This is a genomic window from Kribbella sp. NBC_01505, assembly GCF_045040285.1.
In the GTDB taxonomy this organism is placed as follows: Bacteria; Actinomycetota; Actinomycetes; order Propionibacteriales; family Kribbellaceae; genus Kribbella.
In genome coordinates, this window is the sequence record NZ_CP109425.1 from 6,814,354 (window position 1) to 6,832,356 (window position 18,003).

19 protein-coding genes are annotated in these 18,003 nt (G+C 68.0%); 5 read left to right on the plus strand and 14 right to left on the minus strand.

The window, feature by feature from the left end; genetic code table 11:
- Positions 1-30: 30 nt before the first annotated feature.
- The gene (locus OG474_RS32225) at positions 31-861 is read left to right on the plus strand and encodes an isoprenyl transferase (protein ID WP_405057371.1); all 831 of its coding nucleotides are present in this window, start codon (positions 31-33) and stop codon (positions 859-861) included.
- Here the strand turns inward: OG474_RS32225 and OG474_RS32230 are convergent, their stop codons facing one another.
- Genes OG474_RS32230 through OG474_RS32245 form a run of 4 tightly spaced genes read right to left on the minus strand, consistent with a single transcriptional unit; the run spans position 862 to position 4,509 of the window.
- The gene (locus OG474_RS32230) at positions 862-1,506 is read right to left on the minus strand and encodes a response regulator (protein WP_405057372.1); all 645 of its coding nucleotides are present in this window, start codon (positions 1,504-1,506) and stop codon (positions 862-864) included.
- On the minus strand, positions 1,503-2,816 hold the full coding sequence (locus OG474_RS32235; protein ID WP_405057373.1) for a sensor histidine kinase: 1,314 nt from the start codon (positions 2,814-2,816) through the stop codon (positions 1,503-1,505). The genes OG474_RS32230 and OG474_RS32235 overlap by 4 nt, the downstream gene beginning before the upstream one ends.
- Positions 2,816-3,631: an ABC transporter permease gene (locus OG474_RS32240; protein ID WP_405057374.1), complete on the minus strand. Its 816-nt coding sequence runs from the start codon at positions 3,629-3,631 to the stop codon at positions 2,816-2,818. The genes OG474_RS32235 and OG474_RS32240 overlap by 1 nt, the downstream gene beginning before the upstream one ends.
- Positions 3,628-4,509, minus strand: a complete 882-nt coding sequence (locus OG474_RS32245; protein WP_405057375.1) for an ABC transporter ATP-binding protein — start codon at positions 4,507-4,509, stop codon at positions 3,628-3,630. The genes OG474_RS32240 and OG474_RS32245 overlap by 4 nt, the downstream gene beginning before the upstream one ends.
- A 184-nt stretch (positions 4,510-4,693) precedes the next feature.
- On the opposite strand from OG474_RS32245, the gene OG474_RS32250 reads away from it, so the two are divergent.
- Complete coding sequence (locus tag OG474_RS32250) at positions 4,694-5,788, plus strand: S-(hydroxymethyl)mycothiol dehydrogenase (RefSeq protein WP_405057376.1); 1,095 nt, start codon at positions 4,694-4,696, stop codon at positions 5,786-5,788.
- On the opposite strand, the gene OG474_RS32255 is transcribed toward OG474_RS32250, so the two are convergent.
- From OG474_RS32255 to OG474_RS32285, 7 genes are all read right to left on the minus strand, one after another.
- Entirely contained in the window at positions 5,785-6,279 is a 495-nt protein-coding gene (locus OG474_RS32255) for a GNAT family N-acetyltransferase (RefSeq protein WP_405057377.1), read from the minus strand. The genes OG474_RS32250 and OG474_RS32255 overlap by 4 nt on opposite strands.
- Positions 6,280-6,357: 78 nt before the next feature.
- Positions 6,358-7,347 carry an aldo/keto reductase gene (locus OG474_RS32260; protein WP_405057378.1) on the minus strand — a complete coding sequence of 330 codons (990 nt, stop codon included), beginning with the start codon at positions 7,345-7,347 and terminating at the stop codon, positions 6,358-6,360.
- 60 nt (positions 7,348-7,407) lie between these two features.
- The gene (locus OG474_RS32265; RefSeq protein ID WP_405057379.1) at positions 7,408-7,827 is read right to left on the minus strand and encodes a MerR family transcriptional regulator; all 420 of its coding nucleotides are present in this window, start codon (positions 7,825-7,827) and stop codon (positions 7,408-7,410) included.
- A gap of 45 nt (positions 7,828-7,872) precedes the next feature.
- The gene (locus OG474_RS32270; RefSeq protein ID WP_405057380.1) at positions 7,873-8,268 is read right to left on the minus strand and encodes a Fur family transcriptional regulator; all 396 of its coding nucleotides are present in this window, start codon (positions 8,266-8,268) and stop codon (positions 7,873-7,875) included.
- 228 nt (positions 8,269-8,496) lie between these two features.
- Positions 8,497-9,501, minus strand: coding sequence for a metal ABC transporter permease (locus OG474_RS32275; RefSeq protein WP_405057381.1), 1,005 nt, complete (start codon positions 9,499-9,501; stop codon positions 8,497-8,499).
- Entirely contained in the window at positions 9,498-10,274 is a 777-nt protein-coding gene (locus OG474_RS32280) for a metal ABC transporter ATP-binding protein (RefSeq protein WP_405057382.1), read from the minus strand. Before OG474_RS32280 ends, OG474_RS32275 begins: the two co-directional genes overlap by 4 nt.
- Positions 10,271-11,218, minus strand: a complete 948-nt coding sequence (locus tag OG474_RS32285; RefSeq protein ID WP_405057383.1) for a metal ABC transporter substrate-binding protein — start codon at positions 11,216-11,218, stop codon at positions 10,271-10,273. Before OG474_RS32285 ends, OG474_RS32280 begins: the two co-directional genes overlap by 4 nt.
- A 53-nt stretch (positions 11,219-11,271) precedes the next feature.
- On the opposite strand from OG474_RS32285, the gene OG474_RS32290 reads away from it, so the two are divergent.
- Entirely contained in the window at positions 11,272-12,567 is a 1,296-nt protein-coding gene (locus OG474_RS32290) for a YibE/F family protein (RefSeq protein ID WP_405057384.1), read from the plus strand.
- 106 nt (positions 12,568-12,673) lie between these two features.
- A complete protein-coding gene (eboE, locus tag OG474_RS32295) occupies positions 12,674-13,828 on the plus strand; it encodes a metabolite traffic protein EboE (protein ID WP_405057385.1) in 1,155 nt (384 codons plus the stop codon).
- Here eboE and OG474_RS32300 read toward each other — a convergent pair.
- On the minus strand, positions 13,764-15,029 hold the full coding sequence (locus tag OG474_RS32300; RefSeq protein WP_405057386.1) for an FAD-dependent monooxygenase: 1,266 nt from the start codon (positions 15,027-15,029) through the stop codon (positions 13,764-13,766). The two genes, eboE and OG474_RS32300, sit on opposite strands and share 65 nt — an antisense overlap.
- Positions 15,030-15,124: 95 nt before the next feature.
- Between OG474_RS32300 and OG474_RS32305 the strand changes: the two genes are divergently transcribed.
- Positions 15,125-15,670, plus strand: coding sequence for a TetR/AcrR family transcriptional regulator (locus OG474_RS32305; protein ID WP_405057387.1), 546 nt, complete (start codon positions 15,125-15,127; stop codon positions 15,668-15,670).
- 359 nt (positions 15,671-16,029) lie between these two features.
- Here the strand turns inward: OG474_RS32305 and OG474_RS32310 are convergent, their stop codons facing one another.
- On the minus strand, positions 16,030-16,932 hold the full coding sequence (locus OG474_RS32310; RefSeq protein WP_405057388.1) for a phosphotransferase enzyme family protein: 903 nt from the start codon (positions 16,930-16,932) through the stop codon (positions 16,030-16,032).
- Entirely contained in the window at positions 16,929-17,924 is a 996-nt protein-coding gene (locus tag OG474_RS32315; RefSeq protein ID WP_405057389.1) for a LacI family DNA-binding transcriptional regulator, read from the minus strand. The genes OG474_RS32310 and OG474_RS32315 overlap by 4 nt, the downstream gene beginning before the upstream one ends.
- Between the last annotated feature and the right edge of the window lie 79 nt (positions 17,925-18,003).

An 18,003-nucleotide genomic window follows, 5' to 3' on the forward strand; every position in this document is an offset into this window, starting at 1 on the left:
TGGGGATGGGGGATGGGAGAGGATTTGGGTATGTCGCCATTGGGTCGTCGCCGGGGTCGTGGGTCGGAGCGGGTGGGGGAGAAGGTGGTGGTGGCGCCGGATCGGCATCCGAGTGGGGCTCGGCCGCCGGTGTTGCCGCGGGAGCTGGTGCCTGAGCACGTGGCGATCGTGATGGACGGGAACGGGCGGTGGGCCAAGCAGCGGGGGCTGGCGCGGACCGAGGGGCACAAGGCGGGCGAGGCGAGCTTGCTGGATGTGATCAAGGGCGGGATCGAGATCGGGGTGAAGCACATCTCGGCATACGCGTTCTCGACGGAGAACTGGGCGCGGTCGCCGGAGGAGGTGCGGTTCCTGATGGGGTTCAACCGGGACGTGATCCATCGGCGCCGCGACGAGCTGGACGCGATGGGGGTGCGGGTGGTGTGGTCGGGGCGCCGGCCGCGGTTGTGGAAGAGCGTGATCGACGAGCTGGAGTACGCGCAGGAGCGGACGAAGGACAACGACACGATCACCCTGCAGTTCTGTGTGAACTACGGCGGGCAGGCGGAGATCGCGGACGCGATGAAGTCGATCGCCCGGGAGGTTGCCGCGGGCAAGCTCAGCCCGGAGCGGATCAGCGAGAAGACGATCGCGCGGCACCTGTACCACCCGGAGGTGCCGCCGGTGGACCTGTTCGTGCGGTCGTCGGGGGAGCAGCGCACGTCGAACTTCCTGGTCTGGCAGCTCGCGTACGCCGAGATGGTCTTCCTCGACACCCTCTGGCCGGACTTCGACCGCCGCGACCTGTGGCGCGCGATCGAGATCTACGCCCAGCGCGACCGTCGGTACGGCGGCGCCGTACCGAACGAGGTCAAACCGTAGCTAGCCCGATCGCGGGTGCGGGAGGAGGCCGAGCTCCATGGCGACCGTCACCGCGCGGGTGCGGTCGTCGACGTCGAGTTTGGTGAACAGGCGCTGGAGATGCGTCTTCACCGTGGCCTCGCCGATGTACAGCTCGCGACCGATCTCGGCGTTACTCAAGCCCCGCGCAACAGCCGCGAGCACCTGGAGTTCGCGCGGCGAAGGTTGTCCGGCCGGCGACACCGCCGGCGTACGCAGCCGAGACATCAACCGAGCGGCGACCGGCGGCGCGAGGACGGTCTCGCCCCGAGCCGCAGCGCGGATGCCGTCCAGCAGCTCGGCATGTGGAGTGTCCTTGAGCAGATACCCGGTCGCGCCCGCTTCGACGGCGTGCAGGATGTCGGTGTCCGTGTCGTACGTCGTGAGCACCAGCACCTTGGTGGCTGGGTATCCGGACGCGATCGCACCCGTCGCGGTCACCCCATCGGTCCGCGGCATCCGCAGATCCATCAGTACGACGTCGGGCCGCGTCGACTCGACCAGCGCCAAGGCCTCGGATCCGTCGCCGGCCTCGCCGACCACGGTGATGTCGTCGGTGACGGACAGCATGCCGATCAGCCCGGAGCGCACCACGGGATGGTCGTCGACGACCAGTACGCGAATCACGCGTCCTCCACAGGAATGAGGACCTGGACTACGGTGCCCTGGCCCGGGGAGCTGTTGACCTGCACGGTTCCGCCGGATTCTTCGACCCGGCCGCGCATGGCCGCGAGCCCGAAACCGGTCGATGGCTCGGCCGGCAGAAATCCGGATCCGTCGTCGCGGATCTCGATACAGACGCGGCCGGCGCGCAGGCCGAGCGTGATCAGCACGGACGTGGCGCGGGCATGCTTACGCACATTCGCCAACGCCTCCTGCGCCGCCCGGAGCAGAACTACCTGCTGCGACTGAGGAAGCTCGACGACCTCCGACTCGTCCAGGTCCAGCAACACCTGGACGTCAACGCCGGTCTCGGCCGCGAACCGCTCACCCTGCCGCCGCAGCACCTCGGTCAGGGTCGCCTCTGACAACGCAACCGGGGTGAACGCGGCGACCAACGCGCGCGCCTCGGCGAGATTCTCCCGCGCCGTCGCCTCGATCTGCGCGAGCCGAGCCCCCACGGTGTCACTGCCGTGAGCCAACTCCGCCGCGCCGGTCTGCGACAGCATCACGATGCTCGTCATCCCCTGCGCAAGCGTGTCGTGGATCTCGCGCGCCATCCGCTCCCGCTCAGCCATCACACCGGCGCTGTGATGCGCCTCGGCCAGCTCGTCGCGAGCCGCGTGCAGCTCCTCGATCAGTTCGGCGCGTTGCTGACTCTGCGCGATCACGCGCTCGATCCAGATCCCGAACAGCAGGCTGACGATCAGGCTGACCAGCATCCACGGGAGGATCATCCAGAACGGCTGCCAGCCCCAGCCGGCGCCCCACAGCTGCGCGGTCCCACACCCGATCACCAGCGCCAGGCTGAACGCGATCCCGTCCCGCACACTCGCCGACAGCAGCCAGACCTGGGCCGAGGCGATGAACATCATGAACACCGATGCCGGGCTCAGCCCGACGAGCACCATCAGGCATCCGATCAGGATCACCCGGAACACGAACGACTGAACCTGGCTCCGGGACTGGATCGCCGGCCGTCCGATGAACTGGTAGCTCGCCCCGAGCGCCACCGCCGCACCGATCGCGATCCCGCGCTGCAGGGTGCTCAGCGGCGCGGTGAACGACACCGCCAGTGACATCGCCAGGATGACCCAGAAGACGATGTTCCATCCGAGCAGGGTCCGGTCCCCGACCACTCGGTCCGCGCGCGTACCTGTCGCCTCCATGACGACCATCTTCCTCCACACCAGGACCCAGGCCCGCGTGGCGGGTTCCCCCGAGCCGGTACGGCGCTCGGCCGCGGTGGCCGGCGCCGTACCGGAGTGCATGTCCATCAGCCCGCGTCCCGGCGGGTCCAGCGGAACACGCGCTGGGCGATCACGAGGCCCACGACCAGCCAGACGCTGAGCACGATCGCCCCGGTGCCGAGCTGCCAGGAGCCGCCCGGCTCGGTGGTCACGAAGTTGTCCGGCAGGAAGACCGAGCGCATGCCCTGGGCCAGCCACTTCAGCGGGAAGACCGAGGCGATCGAACGCATCCAGCCCGGCAGGTCGCTGTAGACGAAGTAGACCCCGGACATGAACTGCAGCAGCAGGACGACCGGCGTGACGACGGCGGATGCGGCCTTGCCGGACTTCGGCACGACGGAGAAGGCGATCCCGAGCACCGAACCGGACGCCGTACCGAGGACGAAGATCCAGATGAACCGCAGCCACTTCTCCGGCTCGGTCGGGATGGCGACGTCGAGCAGCAGACCGGCGATCAGCAGCAGCAGCGCGAACTGCAGGATCGAGGTGGTCAGGACCAGCCCGATCTTGCCGGCGAAGTACGACTGCGGGGACATCGGCGTCCCGCGGAGCCGCTTCAGCAGGTCCTGGTCGCGCTCGATCGCGATCGAGATCGAGAGCGACTGGAAGCTGCTCAAGAAGATGCCGGAGGCAATCATTCCGGGGGTGAAGTAGGTGGCCGCGGTGACGCCGCCGCCGAAGCTCGAGCCGCCGAAGACGGCGGAGAAGATGCCGAGGAAGATGATCGGGAAGAAGAAGGTGAAGATCAGCGCCTCGCGCTCGCGGAAGAACTCCTTGACCTCGAGCTTGGTCCGGGACAGCCCGACCTTGAGGGTCGACGGCAGGACGGTGGACGTGCTCATCGGACCGCTCCTTCCAGCTCGGCGGTGGCCGCTCCGGCCTTGCCGATCAGTTCGAGGTAGACGTCTTCCAGGCTGGGCCGCCGGACCTGCAGCTCCGGTACTTCGCCGCCGAACTCGGCCAGCAGCCGGGTCACCTCGGCGGTCGGGGTGTCGGTGCGGACCTCGCGCAGACCGTCCGGTGCCAGCCAGGAGACGCGGGCGGTCCGGGCGCCGCGGCCGCCGAGGGTCTCCGGCGTCGCGATCTCGATCATCTTGCCGTCAGCGATGACACCGACCCGGTCGGCCAGCTCCTCGGCCTCGTCCAGGTAGTGCGTGGTGAGGACGATCGTGGTGCCCCCGGTGCGCAGGTTCTTGATCAGCGTCCAGAACTGCCGGCGCGCCTCGGGGTCGAAGCCGGTGGTCGGCTCGTCCAGGAACAGCAGCTCCGGGTTCCCGATCACGCCGAGCGCGACGTCGAGCCGGCGGCGCTGCCCGCCGGACAGCTTCCGGGTCCGCGTCTTGCGCTTCTCCTCCAGCCCGACCGCGGCGATCACCTCTTCGGGATCGCGCGGCGCCGGGTAGTACCCGGCGAAGTGGTGGATCAGCTCGGCCACGGTCAGCTCGGCCTCGTCGCGCGACGACTGCGCCACGATCCCGATCCGCGCCCGCCAGTGCCGGTCCGCCTTGGCCGGGTCACTGCCCAGTACGTCGACCTCGCCCTCGTCGGCGTGGCGATACCCCTCCAGGATCTCCACGGTCGTCGTCTTGCCGGCCCCGTTGGGCCCCAACAGCGCGAACACCTCACCGCGATGGATGTCCAGATCCACACCCGCTACCGCCAGCTTGTCCGGGTACCGCTTCACCAGCCCCCGAACCCTCACAGCCTTCTCTGTCTCCATGCCTCAACCTTCCCGTCCGGAGCCCTTCCCCAGGGAGCGTCACCCGGCGGACTCCCTGTCCCCCGACCGGTGGACAGCCGGTCGGCAAGGACATGCAGTAGTGCCACATCCGGCGGAACGGCGGAGGAAACTCGCCACGCCACAGGTGCTGACGGATGCGGGGTGCGGCGGTTAGCGTCGGGGCATGGGACAGACGGTGCGTGGTGTGGTGGCGGCGGCCAAGGGTGCGCCGGTGACGATCGAAGAGATCAACATCCCGGATCCCGGTCCGGGGGAGGCGGTGGTGCAGATCCAGGCGTGCGGGGTCTGCCATACCGACCTGCACTATCGCGAGGGCGGCATCAACGACGACTTCCCGTTCCTGCTCGGCCACGAGGCGGCAGGGATCGTGGAGAGCGTCGGCGACGGCGTCACCGACGTGCAGCCGGGCGACTTCGTCGTACTGAACTGGCGTGCGGTCTGCGGCACCTGCCGCGCCTGCCAGCGTGGCCGCCCCTGGTACTGCTTCAACACGCACAACGCCAAGCAGAAGATGACGCTCAAGGACGGCACCGAGCTCAGCCCGGCGCTCGGTATCGGTGCCTTCGCCGAGAAGACGCTGGTCGCGGCCGGCCAGTGCACCAAGGTCGACCCGGCCGCCAAGGCCGAGGTCGCCGGGTTGCTCGGCTGCGGCGTGATGGCCGGCCTCGGCGCCGCCATCAACACCGGGAACGTCGGCCGCGGTGACACCGTCGCCGTGATCGGTTCCGGCGGAGTCGGTACGGCGGCAGTCGTCGGCGCGCGGTTGGCCGGGGCCGCGAAGGTGATCGCGATCGACCTCGACGACCGCAAACTGAGCACCGCCCAGGAGCTCGGCGCGACCCACACGATCAACTCGAAGGACCTCGACCACGACGGTGTGGTCGAGGCGATCCAGGAGCTGACCGGCGGGTTCGGCGCCGATGTGGTGATCGATGCGGTCGGCCGCCCCGAGACCTGGAAGCAGGCCTTCTACGGTCGCGACCTGGCCGGCACCGTCGTGCTGGTCGGCGTACCGACGCCGGAGATGCGCCTCGACATGCCGCTGCTGGACTTCTTCGGCCGCGGCGGTTCCCTCAAGTCCAGCTGGTACGGCGACTGTCTGCCGAGCCGTGATTTCCCGCTGCTGATCGACCTCCACCTGCAGGGCCGGCTGCCGCTCGACCGCTTCGTCTCCGAGACGATTGCCCTGGAGGACGTGGAGTCAGCGTTCACCAAGATGCACGGCGGCGACGTGCTGAGGTCGGTTGTCCTTTTCTAGACAGTGAAAGAGATCCAGGTGTCCGGCGGCGCGTCGGGCCGGCCCTTGACGGGTCGGTGCTCTTCGGTCCACGCGTCGCCCGACATCGCCTCCCCGACCCGTCGCCAGAAGCGCACCGCGGTCTCGTTGTTGTCCTGAAACGCGACCTCACACGGCCCAGGGTGGTGCGAAAGCACCTCCTGGACCGCGCGCAGCCCGTGCCCGCCGCGGCGGATCGGCCGCACGATGAAGAAGCTGTTCAACACATGCACCGGCTGCTGCAGTGCCCGCATCAGGCAGTACCCCACCGGGTGCTCGCCGATGTGGAAGAGGTACCCCGCCCACTCCGGATCCCCGGTCAGCGCCGACTCCAGCCAGTCGCTCCGATAACTCCCGTCTGCCTTCGGCAACTGCCCCTGGAACTCGGACAGGTCATGCCGAAACATCAGGTACAGCCGCTCCATCACCACCCGATCGCCCTCGTCGAACCGCCGTACCGCCAGGTCGCTCATCACCGTCTCCTCCGCTCGGAACGCAGAAAGCCTCCCGCCGGAATCGTCCGGTACGGAAGGCTTACTGCCTTCAGCCTATCAACCCAGCGGTGCAGTACTCCGATCGACCCAGCTCATCTGCGGGTAGCGGGCCCCGGCCGGGGTGAGCTCGGAGAGCGCGGCGAGTGTCTCCGGGCTCAGCTCCAGCTGCAGGGCTCCGGCGTTCTCCTCAAGATACTTCCGGCGCTTGGTCCCCGGGATCGGCGCCACATCGTTGCCCTGCGCAAGGACCCAGGCGAGCGCGACCTGCCCGGGTGTCGCGCCGATGCCGGCGGCGATCGCGCGGACCCGGTCGACCAGCGTCAGGTTCGTGTCGAGGTTCGTGCCGGTGAAGCGGGGGAGCGTCCGCCGGAAGTCGTCCGCGGCCAGCTGCTCCGGGAGTGCCCCGGTCAGCATGCCGCGCCCAAGCGGCGAGTACGGCACGATCCCGATCCCGAGCTCCCGGCAGGTCGGCAGCACCGACTCCTCGATGTCCCGGCTGAACAACGACCATTCGCTCTGGACGGCGGTGATCGGGTGCACCGCATGGGCCCGCCGAATGGTGTCCGCCGACGCCTCCGACAGCCCGAGATACCGCACCTTCCCGGCCTCGACCAGCTCGGCCATCACCCCGACGGTCTCCTCGATCGGCACGGCGGGATCGGCGCGGTGCTGGTAGTACAGCTCGACGTGGTCGACGCCGAGGCGGGTGAGCGACCTGTCGATCGCGGCACGCACATACTCCGGTGAGCCGTCCACGCCGCGGGCCGCGCGGTCCCGCGGATCACCGACGATCCCGAACTTGGTCGCCAGGAACACCTCGTCGCGACGGTCCTTGATCGTTCGTCCGATCAGCTCCTCGTTGGCGCCGAAGCCGTACATGTCGGCGGTGTCGAGGAAGGTGATACCCAGGTCGAGCGCCCGGTGCAGGGTGGCGACGGACTCGGTGTCGTCGGGCTCGCCGTACGCGAAGCTCATCCCCATGCAGCCCAGCCCCAACCGGCTGACCTCGGAGCCGCTCCCGCCCAGTTTCACAGTGTCCAGTGTCATGATGCTTCTCCAGATTCAGGCATGGCTCCGCCCACGAACCGGCGCGGAGGAAAGTAGTCGCTACTTGGTGTAGGTGGCGATCTTGTAGTCGGTGACCGCGAGCGCGGCCTGCAGCTCGTGCAGGCTCTCCAGGATCGTGGCGCGGTGGGCCTGCATCAGCGCGAGCCGCAACGGCTCGGTCTCCGCACCCTGCTCGACAAGGTCGATGTAGAGCTCGATCGTGCCGATCGTCATCCCGGAGGCACGCAATCGGCTGATGAACACGATCCGCGCCATCGCCTGTCGGCCGTACGACCGGTACCCGGAGTCGTCCCGGTCGACGGTGACGAGGCCGGAGCGTTCGTAGTACCGCAGGGTGTGAGCGGTCAGACCGGTGATCTCGGCCGCCTCGGCGATCGACAGGCGGTCGGGTAGATCCGGAGGAAGCTCCAGCAGCCCGAGCAGCTCGACATCCACGGGAGCGGCGACGATCGTGTTCATGTCTTCGACCGTAAACCTTCGAGTGCGCTCAAAGGCAAATGTGTGTCAGGTCACCTTCTGGCAGTCGGCGCAGGTGCCGAAGATCTCCAGGGTGTGGCTGATGTCGGCGTAGCCGTGTTCGGCCGCGACCTTGTCGGCCCAGCGCTCGACGGCCGGGCCCTCGACCTCCACGGTGCGGCCGCAGTTGCGGCAGACCAGGTGGTGGTGGTGACCCTTCGAACAGCGCCGGTACGCCGTCTCGCCGTCGGCTGTCCGGAGGACGTCGACCTCGCGGGAGTCGGCCAGCGCCTGCAGCGTCCGGTACACGGTGGTGAGCCCGACGGCCTCGCCTGACGAACGGAGCTGCGCGTGGATCTCCTGCGCGGTCCGGAAGTCGTCCAGCGTGTCGAGCGCCAAAGCGACCGCAGCGCGCTGACGGGTCGAGCGTGTTCCGATAGCCACCGTTCCTCCTGTCCTCACCGGCTTTTCCGCGGCAACGCCAGCAATTGTCTCAGAACTCAGCAAACGAGTGGCACACGGCGGGGATTCTTCGGCGCTTGCGGCGCCCAGGCACGCACCTCGCGGCACTTGGCGAGCATCTACGATGAACCACATCGAAGACGCTCCCCAAGCACCCCGATGCACGCACCTGGACACCGCAATCACTCGAAGCCTCCCCGCCGTGCGCCACTAGTGCTCATCCCAGTGGTCGCCGTGCGCGGCGTGCAGGTGACCGTCGTGAACGTAGTCGACGTGATCGCCGTGTTCGACCTTCTTGTGACTGCACTCCTCGCCGTGCGCGTGCGGGTGCCCGGCGCTCACGACGTGCGGCTCCGGACCTGGTACGCCGACCTCCGGCTCCTCGTCGTCCAGTGGAGCGACCCTGCCGGAGCGCCGCCGCAACAGCGTCCCGACTGTCGCGGCCACCACGAACCCGGCCAGTGCCAGCACGACGATGGTTGCGCCCGGAGCGACGTTCGCGTTGTACGACGTGATGATGCCCGCCAGGCACGCGGTCACACCGATCGCGCACGCAGTCACGAACGTGCTGCGGAAGGACCGGGTGATCTGCTGTGCAGTCGCCACCGGCACCACCATCAGCGCACTGACCAGCAGCAGCCCGACAGTCCGCATCGCCACGGTCACGGTCACTGCGGCCATCACGGCGATCAGCAGGTTCAGCAGCTGGACCCGTAGCCCGGTGACCCGAGCGAACTCCTCGTCCTGGCAGACCGCGAACAGCTGCGGCCCCAGCCCGATGGCGATCACCAGGACAGTCACGGCCAGCCCGACCACGACGTACAGGTCGCTGGCGGAGACCGTGGTGAGTGAGCCGAACAGATAGGTGTTCAGTGTGGCTGCGCCTTGACCAGCTAGGCCGATGAGCAGCACACCACCCGCAATACCGCCGTAGAAGAGCAGCGCGAGCGCCACATCGCCGGAAGCCTTCCCACGGGCCCGGACGAACTCGATAGCGGTCGCACCGACGATCGAAACGATGATCGCGGTCAAGACCGGCGCCGTACCCGTCAGGAGACCCAGGGCGACACCGGTGATCGCGATGTGGCCGATGCCGTCACCCATCAGCGACAGCCGCCGCTGCACGAGGTACGTGCCGATCGCCGGCGCGGACAGCCCGGTCAGCAGCCCCGCGATCAGCGCGCGCTGCATGAACTCCAGCTGGAAGAGAGTCATGAGGTCAGCCAGCCTGGTTCGTCGTCAGTGTGTGAGTGATGGACGTGCGCATGGGTCTGCGAGGCGTGCGGGGGACCGTCGTACACGATCCGGCCGCGGCGCAGGATGACCGAGCGGTCGATCAGCGCGTCCATCGGGCCGAGGTCGTGGCTGACCATCACCACGGTCGTGCCGCGCTCGACCCGCTCGCGGATCGCGTCCGCGAAGATCTGCTGACTGGCCAGGTCGACCCCGGCCGTCGGCTCGTCGAGGATCAGCAGCTCCGGATCCGAGACCAGCGCGCGGGCGATCAGCACCCGCTGCTGCTGACCGCCGGACAGCTCGGCGACCGCGTCCTTGCGCCGGTCGGCCATGTCCACGACCCGCAGCGCGTCCTCGATCGCAGCCTTCCCGGCCGCACCCAGCGGTGCGAAGATCCGCCGCCGCGACAACAGCCCGGACGACACCACTTCATACACGGTCGCCGGTACGCCGCCCGCTGCGGTGATCCGCTGCGGTACGTACCCGATCCGCTTCCACGCTCGGAACCGCGGAACCGGCGTACCGAACAGGCGGACCTCGCCACGGGCGGCCGGAAGCAGTCCGACCACGGTCTTGATCAGAGTGGACTTGCCGGAGCCGTTGGTCCCCAGTACGGCGACCACCTCGCCCTGGCGGATCTGCAGGTTGACGCCCCGCAACACCAGGCGACCGCCCAGGTCGACCGAGAGATCGGTGACCTGGACGGCCTTCGCGGCGGTGTCTGGTTCCGCGTCTTTGGAGGGAGATGTCACGCGCAGCTGTTCGCCTTCCGGAGCTCGGAGAGGTTCTCCCGCATCAGGCTCAGGTAGGTCTCGGAGGAGTTGGCGTCCGACAGACCCTCGATCGGGCTCAGGACGGCGGTCTTGACACCGACGTCACGCGCGATCGACTCGGCCACCTTCGGGCTGACCAGCTCCTCGTAGAAGATCGTGGTGACGTGTTGCGACTTCACGATCTCCTGCACCTCCTTGATGCGGGTCGGGGTCGGCTCGGCGTCCGGGGTGAATCCGGCGATCCCGACCATCGTCAGACCGTACCGCTTCGCGAGGTAGGCGAAGGCCTGGTGGCTCGTCACGAACGTCTTGAGTTTGCAGTTCGCCAGACCCGTCTTGTACTCGGTGTCGAGCTTGCCGACCTCGTCGAGCAGCGTCTTGGCGCGGGCCTTGTAGCCGTCCGCGTTGGCGCTGTCGGCCGCGGCCAGCTTGTCCGCGACGGCGGTCACGACCGCGGCGTACCGGACCGGGTCCAGCCAGAAGTGCGGGTCGAGGGCCTTCTCGTTGTGGGCGGCGGGCTTGACGTCGCCCTCCTCGTGCTCCTCGAAGTCCGCGCCGGTGGCCTCGAGCTGACCGGCCGGGGCGACGTCGAAGCCGGCGTCCTTCGCGTTCTGCTCGACGGCCTCGTCGACGGCCGGCTGCAGGCTCTTCTCGTAGACGACCAGCTTCGCGCCTGCGATCTGGCCGACCTGCTTCGGCGTCAGCTCGAGGTCGTGCGGCTCCACGCCGGGTGCGGTCAGGGTGGTGACATCGACCGCGTCACCCCCCACTGTGCGGGCGATGAACTCGAGCGGGTAGAACGAAGCAACGACGTCGAGCTTGCCGCCGGAGCCACCGGCGGACGGTGACCCGCCACATCCGGCGAGAGCGACGGCCGCCAGGACGGCGGCACCGGCGACGACAGCGCGAGCATTAGATCTCATGACAATCATTTTCATTTAGTTGGAGATGATTGTCAAAACAGGGAGTTCAACCGATGAGCAGCCGACCCGTGGGGCGCCGCCGCGCCGAGCGCCGGGGGACCCGCCGGCGTACCCTCGAAACCCCGGCAGGGCACGGTCACGGGCATGGTCACGGCCATGGCGATCACGTCGTGGACACGTCGGTGGTGGACCAGGACGCGATCGTCGCCCGCCGGGTCCGGATCGTGGTCGCGGCTGTGCTCGCACCGCTGATCACGGCCGCGGTGATCGCGATGATCGTGATGTGGCCGGGCGGCGGGGTGAAGGTCGCGTCGTACCAGACCGAGACGGCCCGCGGCGAGGTCACCAAGCTCGTGCCGTGCCCGGACAAGCGGGATCAGTGCGATCTCGCGTCGATCAAGCTGTCGACCGGCGCGGACAAGGGGCAGGTCGCGCCGGTCCAGGTGCCGCAGGCGGGCAAGGTGCCGATCTCGGTCGAGGTCGGCCAGTCGATCATGCTCGGCGTCCAGAGCGACGCGAAGGATATCGCCGATCGCTATCAGTACGTCGATCACGACCGCACCAAGCCGTTGCTGATCCTGGCCCTGGTCTTCGCGGCGGCCGTGATCGCGCTGTCCCGCTGGCGCGGATTCGCCGCGTTGATCGCGCTCGCGGTGACCGCGGTGATGCTGACGCAGTTCATCCTGCCGGCGATCCTGAAGGGCTCGAATCCACTGCTGGTCGCGGTCGTCGGCGGCACGGTGATCATGGCGATAGCGCTCTTCCTGACGCACGGGATCAACGCCGAGAGCTCGATCGCGTTGTCCGGGACCATCGCCGCGCTCGGGATGACCGTCGTACTGGGGTGGTTCTTCACCAAGTTCTGTCAGCTGACCGGTCTCGCGTCGGACGGAGCGTCAGCGGCCAAGCAGTTCTTCCCGAATCTGAGTCTGACCGGTCTGCTGGTCGCGGGCATGGTGATCGGTGCGCTGGGTGTGCTCGACGACGTCACGGTCACCCAGGCTGCCGCGGTGTGGGAGCTTTCGGCTGCCAATCCGTCCGCGTCCCGCGCTGAGCTGATCAGCGCCGGGCTGCGGATCGGCCGCACCCACGTCGCCTCCGTCGTGAACACGCTGGTCCTCGCGTACGCCGGTGCTGCGATGCCGGTGCTGATCACATTCGCGATCCAGGGGCTGCCGGGTCAGTACGTGCTGTCGACCGAGATGGTCGCGATGGAGGTCGTCCGCGGCCTGGTCGGAAGCCTCGGGATCATCGCCGCCGTACCGCTCACCACCACGCTCGCTGCCCTTGCGGTGGCCGACCGCAACCGGGATTTGGTCAGCGTCGCGCAACCCGTTGACAACAACTGAAAATCAGCCCTTCCCCCGAGAGGCCCAGCCTCCTACAGTGCAATTAGGTCACAGAGAGTCCGCCAATGACTACCTTCTGTGGCCAATACGGGGTGAGGAGCAACTGATGAGATTCCGCCATCGGGACGGTTCCACCGTCCATCTGGGGTACTCCGCCACAGTTCTGCCTGCCACGGAGCTGGACGAGCTGATCAAGTGGCTGGACGGCTGTGCGGGGGTGGCCCGGGCTGAGCTCGGCGTCCCGACGCTCGGCATCGGGCTCTGGCTGGTGAGCCCACTCGCCGACCGGCTGGCCAACTCGCCGGTCGCACTGCGCAAGCTGCAGCGTGCGTTGGCTCGTCAGCAGCTGGAGGTCGTTTCGCTGAACGGCGTCGCCCACTCGGCGTTCGCCGACAAGGTGGTCGGTTCGAAGGTCTACTGCCCGGACTGGACCGACACCGAGCGCCTGCGGTACACCGTCGACCTGGTCGACATCCTTGCCGAGCTGCTGCCGGCAGATGCGTCGTACGGCTCGATCTCGACGCTTCCGCTGGCCTGGCGCGAGCCATGGTCGAAGCAGCGCAACGAGGCGACCCGGGTGGCGTTCGACCGGCTGGAATTCCACCTGGACCGGACAGAGCGCCGTACCGGCCACCGGATCCGGATTGCGGTCGAGCCTGAGCCAGGGTGCGTGCTGGAGATGGTCGGGCAGGCCGCCGGCTGGTTGAGCAACTACGTCAGCCCGGACGCCGGGAAGTCGCGGATCGGCCTCGGACTGGACACGTGTCATCTGGCGGTCCAGTTCGAGGAGCCCGGTCCGGCGTTCGAAACGCTATGGCGAGCCGGTGTGGATGTGGTGAAGGCGCAGCTGTCGGTAGCGCCGCAGTTGGTCGACCCCTCCGACGGAGTCGGTCGCCAGGCGCTGAATGACTTGAGTGATCCGAAGTATCTGCGTCAGGTGCGCGAGTGGTGTGGGCCAGGGGTCGATGACGTCGACCTGGCCTACCAGTTGTCCGGCCACGCCTGCTGGCGGATGCACGCGCACATCGCCGCCAGTGAGCCGCCGCCTGCGCCGCTGACTGCGACCACCGCCGTACTGGATGAGTGTCTGAACCGGATGGTCGGCGGCGGGCACCCGATGACACACCATCTGGAGTCGGAGACCTACACCTGGCCCCGCCAGCCGCGGACTCGAGTGCAGCTCGCCAAACGCATCGTCAAGGAGCTGGAGTGGCTCCGGGACCGCCTGACTGGACTGGGTTTGCGGGAGATCCTGGACTAGGGCTCTTTGTTAGAGCGGAGTAGTCCGGCAGTGGCGTCGAGCCGAGCGCCTTGCCGACGGCGTTCTGCGACCAGATGAAGCGCTGGACCGGAGTCGGCAACTTCGGTACGACGGATGCCGCCAGCGGGAGGAGGCGGAGTGCGGCCGGTCCGCCCGGGATGATCGTGCCCATCACCTTCGGCCCGATCGCCCGGCTCAGGTCCACCATGCGCCGGACCTTCAGCTCGTAGCTGCGCAGACCGGCGGGGCCGTGCGCGGCGAGCTCGCCGGCGAGGATGTAGGCCGTCGCGACGGCCAGGCTGGTTCCACCACCGACTGCGGGCGCGGGGCAGTAGCCGGCATCGCCGACGAGGCCGATCCGGCCGCGCTGCCAGGTGTCGAGGGTGATCTGGGCGATGGCGTCGAAGTAGAAGTCGTCGGCAGCTTCGAGGTGCTCGAGCAGTTGCGGTACGCGCCAGCCGTAGTCACGGAACTCCTTTGCCAGTAAGCGCTTCTGCTGATCCTTGTCGCGGTGGTCGTACTCGAGCTCGGTCGCGGTCCGGAACAGGAACATTGCTCGGGACTGTCCAGTCTGACGGACGCTGTATGTTCCGACCAGCCGGTTGACGGACTGGTGCGTGAGCATGCGGGTACCGAGGTCGAAGAGGTTCGGCAATGAGTAGACCGCGAGGTAGCCGCCGAGGTGGCGGCGCATCGACTCTTCGGGTCCGAAGGCCAGTCGGCGGACGTTCGAGTGCATGCCGTCCGCGCCGATCACCAGGTCGAATCGCCGAGGTTCGCTGCGCTCGAAGGTCACGTCGACCCCGGCGCCGTCGTCGGTCAGGCTGGTGATCGAGTCGCCGAACAGATATTCGGACGGATCCGCGGCAGACAGGATCCGGGTCAGTTCGCCGCGCAGGATCTCCACGTGCTGATCCGACATCCCGGCGTACAGGCGGCCGAGGTCGACGTGCACCGGACGGCCGCCGGAGCGCTCGATCGTCAGCTCCTCGATCATCGTCCGGGATGCGGTGATCTCGTCCCAGAGTCCCATCCTCTGTACGACGTCGGTGGCCGGTCCGAACAGGTCGACCGCATGCCCGCCGAGGCCGTGCCGGAGCGCCGGCGTGCGCTCGACGACGGTGGTCTCGACGCCGTACCGGTCCAGCCAGTAGGCGAGCACCGGTCCGGCCACGCTCGCGCCTGAAATGAGGACTTTCATGGCGTGCCTCCTTTGTTTACTTAACGGAAGGTAAGCAGGGTCGCCGGGGTCGTGTCAACGGGTTTACTTAACGGAAGGTCAGTTATCCTCGACACATGCCGAGACTGCGCACGGACGACCCGAAGGCCCGGATCCAGCAGGTCGCGGTCGAGCTGTTCGCCGAGCGCGGCGTCCAGCAGACCAGCCTGCGCGACATCGCCGAGCGCCTCGGCGTCACCAAGCCCGCGCTCTACTACCACTTCGCGTCCCGCGAGGAGCTCCTGCGCAGCCTCGTCCAGCCCCTCATCGACGACTTCGACGCCTACGTCGCCACCCAGGAAGCAGCCGCCCCGGTAGCCCCGCAGGACCTGCTGACGTCGTACTTCGACCTCGCCCACAAGCACCGCTGGCTGATCCAGATCGTCATCCGCGACCTGGCCGTCCTCACCGAACTCAAACTCGCCAGCCGCTTCATGGAATGGCGAGCCCGCCTCACCGAACTCCTCATCGGCCCCACCCCAACCCTCGACGCCAAGGTCCGAGCCATGGTCGCCCTGGGCGGCCTCTCCGACTCAGCAGTCATGTTCGACGACGAACCCCTACAAGCCCTCCGCACCGCCGCCGTATCCGCAGCCACCGACTGCCTAGGCCCGCCCACCTGACCCCGTTATCCGGTGGATTTTCGTCACTGAGTGCCCCCAATCCACCGGATAGTGCAACTCCCGGCCGATCCGTGCCGCCGATCGGGGCTGCCCGGGAGGTCGCGCGTTATCCGGTGGATTTTCGTCGCCGAGCACCCAAAATCGACCGGATAGCGAAAGATCTCGCACCTCAGCCACAGCCCGTCAGCCCGAGGCAACGTGGATCGCGGTCGCCGGTGGCTGGCGGGCTCTGGTTGCGGTCCGGAAAGGACGCCGGCGACCGAGTTTCCGTTGCCTAGGGCTGACCGGCAGTGGTTGCGGTCCGGCAAGGGAGGCCGGTGGCCGAGGCTCGCGTTGCTTAGGGCTCGGCGGAGGCGTGACTACCTGCCCTGGGTGAGGGTGCGGAGCTGGATGAGTTTGTGGGGGAGGTTTTGGAGGGTGGTGGTGATGGTGGTTTCGATGTTGCCCATCCAGGGGGCTGGGGGAGTTTGGCCGAGTGAGGCTTGGATCAGGTCGTTGAGGATTTGTAGGTCGTGGCGGGCGACGCTGAGGAAGAGGTCTGGGCCGGACCAATCCAGTTCGCCACCGGCGGCGACGTATGCGGTGAGGATCTTGTTGATTTGCTGGGGGTTGCCGGCGGCAAAGGTGTAGGCGACTCGGCCTGCTTCTAGGGCTGCGCTGTCGGTGCGGACGCTGTCCCAGTCGACGAGCATGGGGCCGGTGGGCGATGCCACGATGTTGTGGGGTTTGAAGTCGCCGTGGGTGAGCACGGGGTCCGGGGCTGTTTCGGCGAGCTCCGCGATGCGTTCGGCGATCGCGATCAGGTGCGGTACGGCGTCGTCGTACAAGCTCGCCCATGATGGGCGACCGGTGAGTGGGGGAACGGTTTGCTGCCACCACGGTGGCAGGCCGATCTGGGCGAGGGGCTGGAGTTGATGCACTCGCGCCATCGTCTGGCCGAGCCAGACTGAGACGTCCTGGGTGGGGCCGGCCTCGATCCATGGGTACACCCGGAACAGGCGATCGTCGATGCGGGTCACCCAGCCCAGCGAGGAGTCGATCGGCTTCGGCATGTCGACCCCTGCATCGAGTGCGCGCTGCTCGAACGCCGTCGCGATCGCGAGCTGGTCGGCCGACACCTCACCCAGATAGCCCTTGACGAAGTAGCTGCCGGTGGACGTGTTGAGGCGCCAGGCGTCGCTGTCCCCGCGCCGGATGTGGACGAGGTCGCCTTCAGGTTCGCCCAGCTCGAAGGCGGCTGCGACTTGCCCTGACGTGCTCACGCCGATTCGCGGACGATCAGTTCGGTCGGGAGGGTGACGGGGTCGGCGCTGCCATGAGCGAGAAGGTCGAGGAGGAGCTGGGTGGTTTGGATCGCCTGATCGGTCATGGGGGAGCGGATGGTGGTCAGCGCGGGAGCGGTGTAGAGCGCGGCCTCGATGTCGTCGAAGCCGATGACAGCAACGTCGTCGGGGACGCGGCGACCGGCTTGGCGCAGGGTGCGCAGCGCGCCGATCGCCATCAGGTCGTTCGCGGCGAAGACGGCGTCCAGGCCCGGATCGTCGTCCAGTAGTTGGCGCATCGCCTCGGCGCCGGAGATGCGGGTGAAGTCGCCGAGGGCAACGATCGAACGACGTCCGGTGTCCTTCAACGTGTCCCGGTACGCCGCGAGGCGCTCCTGTGCGGCGGTCATGTCGAGCGGCCCGGAGATGGTGGCAATCCGGCGCCGGCCCTGATCGAGCAGATGCCGGACGGCCTGGGTCGCGCCGCCGTGGTTGTCGTTGTCGACCCACGGCATCAGGCCCGGGGTCGCGAGCCGGCCGTGCGAGACGATCGGGAGTCCGGTCCGTGACAGTACGCCGGGGAGCGGATCGGCGCCGTCCATCGAGACCAGGATCGCGCCGTCCACGTGACCGCCGGCCAGATACTGCTCGACGCGCAGCCGGCTCTCGTCGGAGCCGGCGAGGACGAGTGAGACCTGCTTGCCGGCGCGTTCCAGTTCGCGGCTCGCGGCGCGGACGACCATCGCGAACATCGGGTCGTCGGAGACCAGACCGGCCGGGGGGTCGGAGACGATGATCGCGATCGTGTTGGTCCGCTGGGTGACCAGGTTGCGGGCCGCGCCGTTCGGCACGTAGCCGAGCTCGGCGACCGCGGCCATCACGATCTCCCGGATCGCGGGCGCGACCGTCGGCTCCCCGTTGATCACGCGGGAAACGCTCGACTTCGACACCCCGGCCCGGGCCGCCACCGCATGCAAGGTCGGCCGTCTCATGCTCTTGAGGATCCCACGGTTCCGGAACCTGTCAACTCTTGACACCGTTCCCTCACGGGCACAGTCTCACCCTCAGGGA

What these genes read in the sequence shown, in the direction of transcription:
- OG474_RS32225 (WP_405057371.1), top strand. Translation starts at nt 31, where the DNA reads ATGTCGCCATTGGGTCGTCGCCGGGGTCGTGGGTCGGAGCGGGTGGGG.
- OG474_RS32235 (WP_405057373.1), bottom strand. Translation starts at nt 2,816, where the DNA reads ATGGACATGCACTCCGGTACGGCGCCGGCCACCGCGGCCGAGCGCCGT.
- OG474_RS32240 (WP_405057374.1), bottom strand. Translation starts at nt 3,631, where the DNA reads ATGAGCACGTCCACCGTCCTGCCGTCGACCCTCAAGGTCGGGCTGTCC.
- OG474_RS32245 (WP_405057375.1), bottom strand. Translation starts at nt 4,509, where the DNA reads ATGGAGACAGAGAAGGCTGTGAGGGTTCGGGGGCTGGTGAAGCGGTAC.
- OG474_RS32250 (WP_405057376.1), top strand. Translation starts at nt 4,694, where the DNA reads ATGGGACAGACGGTGCGTGGTGTGGTGGCGGCGGCCAAGGGTGCGCCG.
- OG474_RS32255 (WP_405057377.1), bottom strand. Translation starts at nt 6,279, where the DNA reads ATGAGCGACCTGGCGGTACGGCGGTTCGACGAGGGCGATCGGGTGGTG.
- OG474_RS32260 (WP_405057378.1), bottom strand. Translation starts at nt 7,347, where the DNA reads ATGACACTGGACACTGTGAAACTGGGCGGGAGCGGCTCCGAGGTCAGC.
- OG474_RS32265 (WP_405057379.1), bottom strand. Translation starts at nt 7,827, where the DNA reads ATGAACACGATCGTCGCCGCTCCCGTGGATGTCGAGCTGCTCGGGCTG.
- OG474_RS32275 (WP_405057381.1), bottom strand. Translation starts at nt 9,501, where the DNA reads ATGACTCTCTTCCAGCTGGAGTTCATGCAGCGCGCGCTGATCGCGGGG.
- OG474_RS32285 (WP_405057383.1), bottom strand. Translation starts at nt 11,218, where the DNA reads ATGAGATCTAATGCTCGCGCTGTCGTCGCCGGTGCCGCCGTCCTGGCG.
- OG474_RS32290 (WP_405057384.1), top strand. Translation starts at nt 11,272, where the DNA reads ATGAGCAGCCGACCCGTGGGGCGCCGCCGCGCCGAGCGCCGGGGGACC.
- eboE (WP_405057385.1), top strand. Translation starts at nt 12,674, where the DNA reads ATGAGATTCCGCCATCGGGACGGTTCCACCGTCCATCTGGGGTACTCC.
- OG474_RS32300 (WP_405057386.1), bottom strand. Translation starts at nt 15,029, where the DNA reads ATGAAAGTCCTCATTTCAGGCGCGAGCGTGGCCGGACCGGTGCTCGCC.
- OG474_RS32305 (WP_405057387.1), top strand. Translation starts at nt 15,125, where the DNA reads ATGCCGAGACTGCGCACGGACGACCCGAAGGCCCGGATCCAGCAGGTC.
- OG474_RS32315 (WP_405057389.1), bottom strand. Translation starts at nt 17,924, where the DNA reads ATGAGACGGCCGACCTTGCATGCGGTGGCGGCCCGGGCCGGGGTGTCG.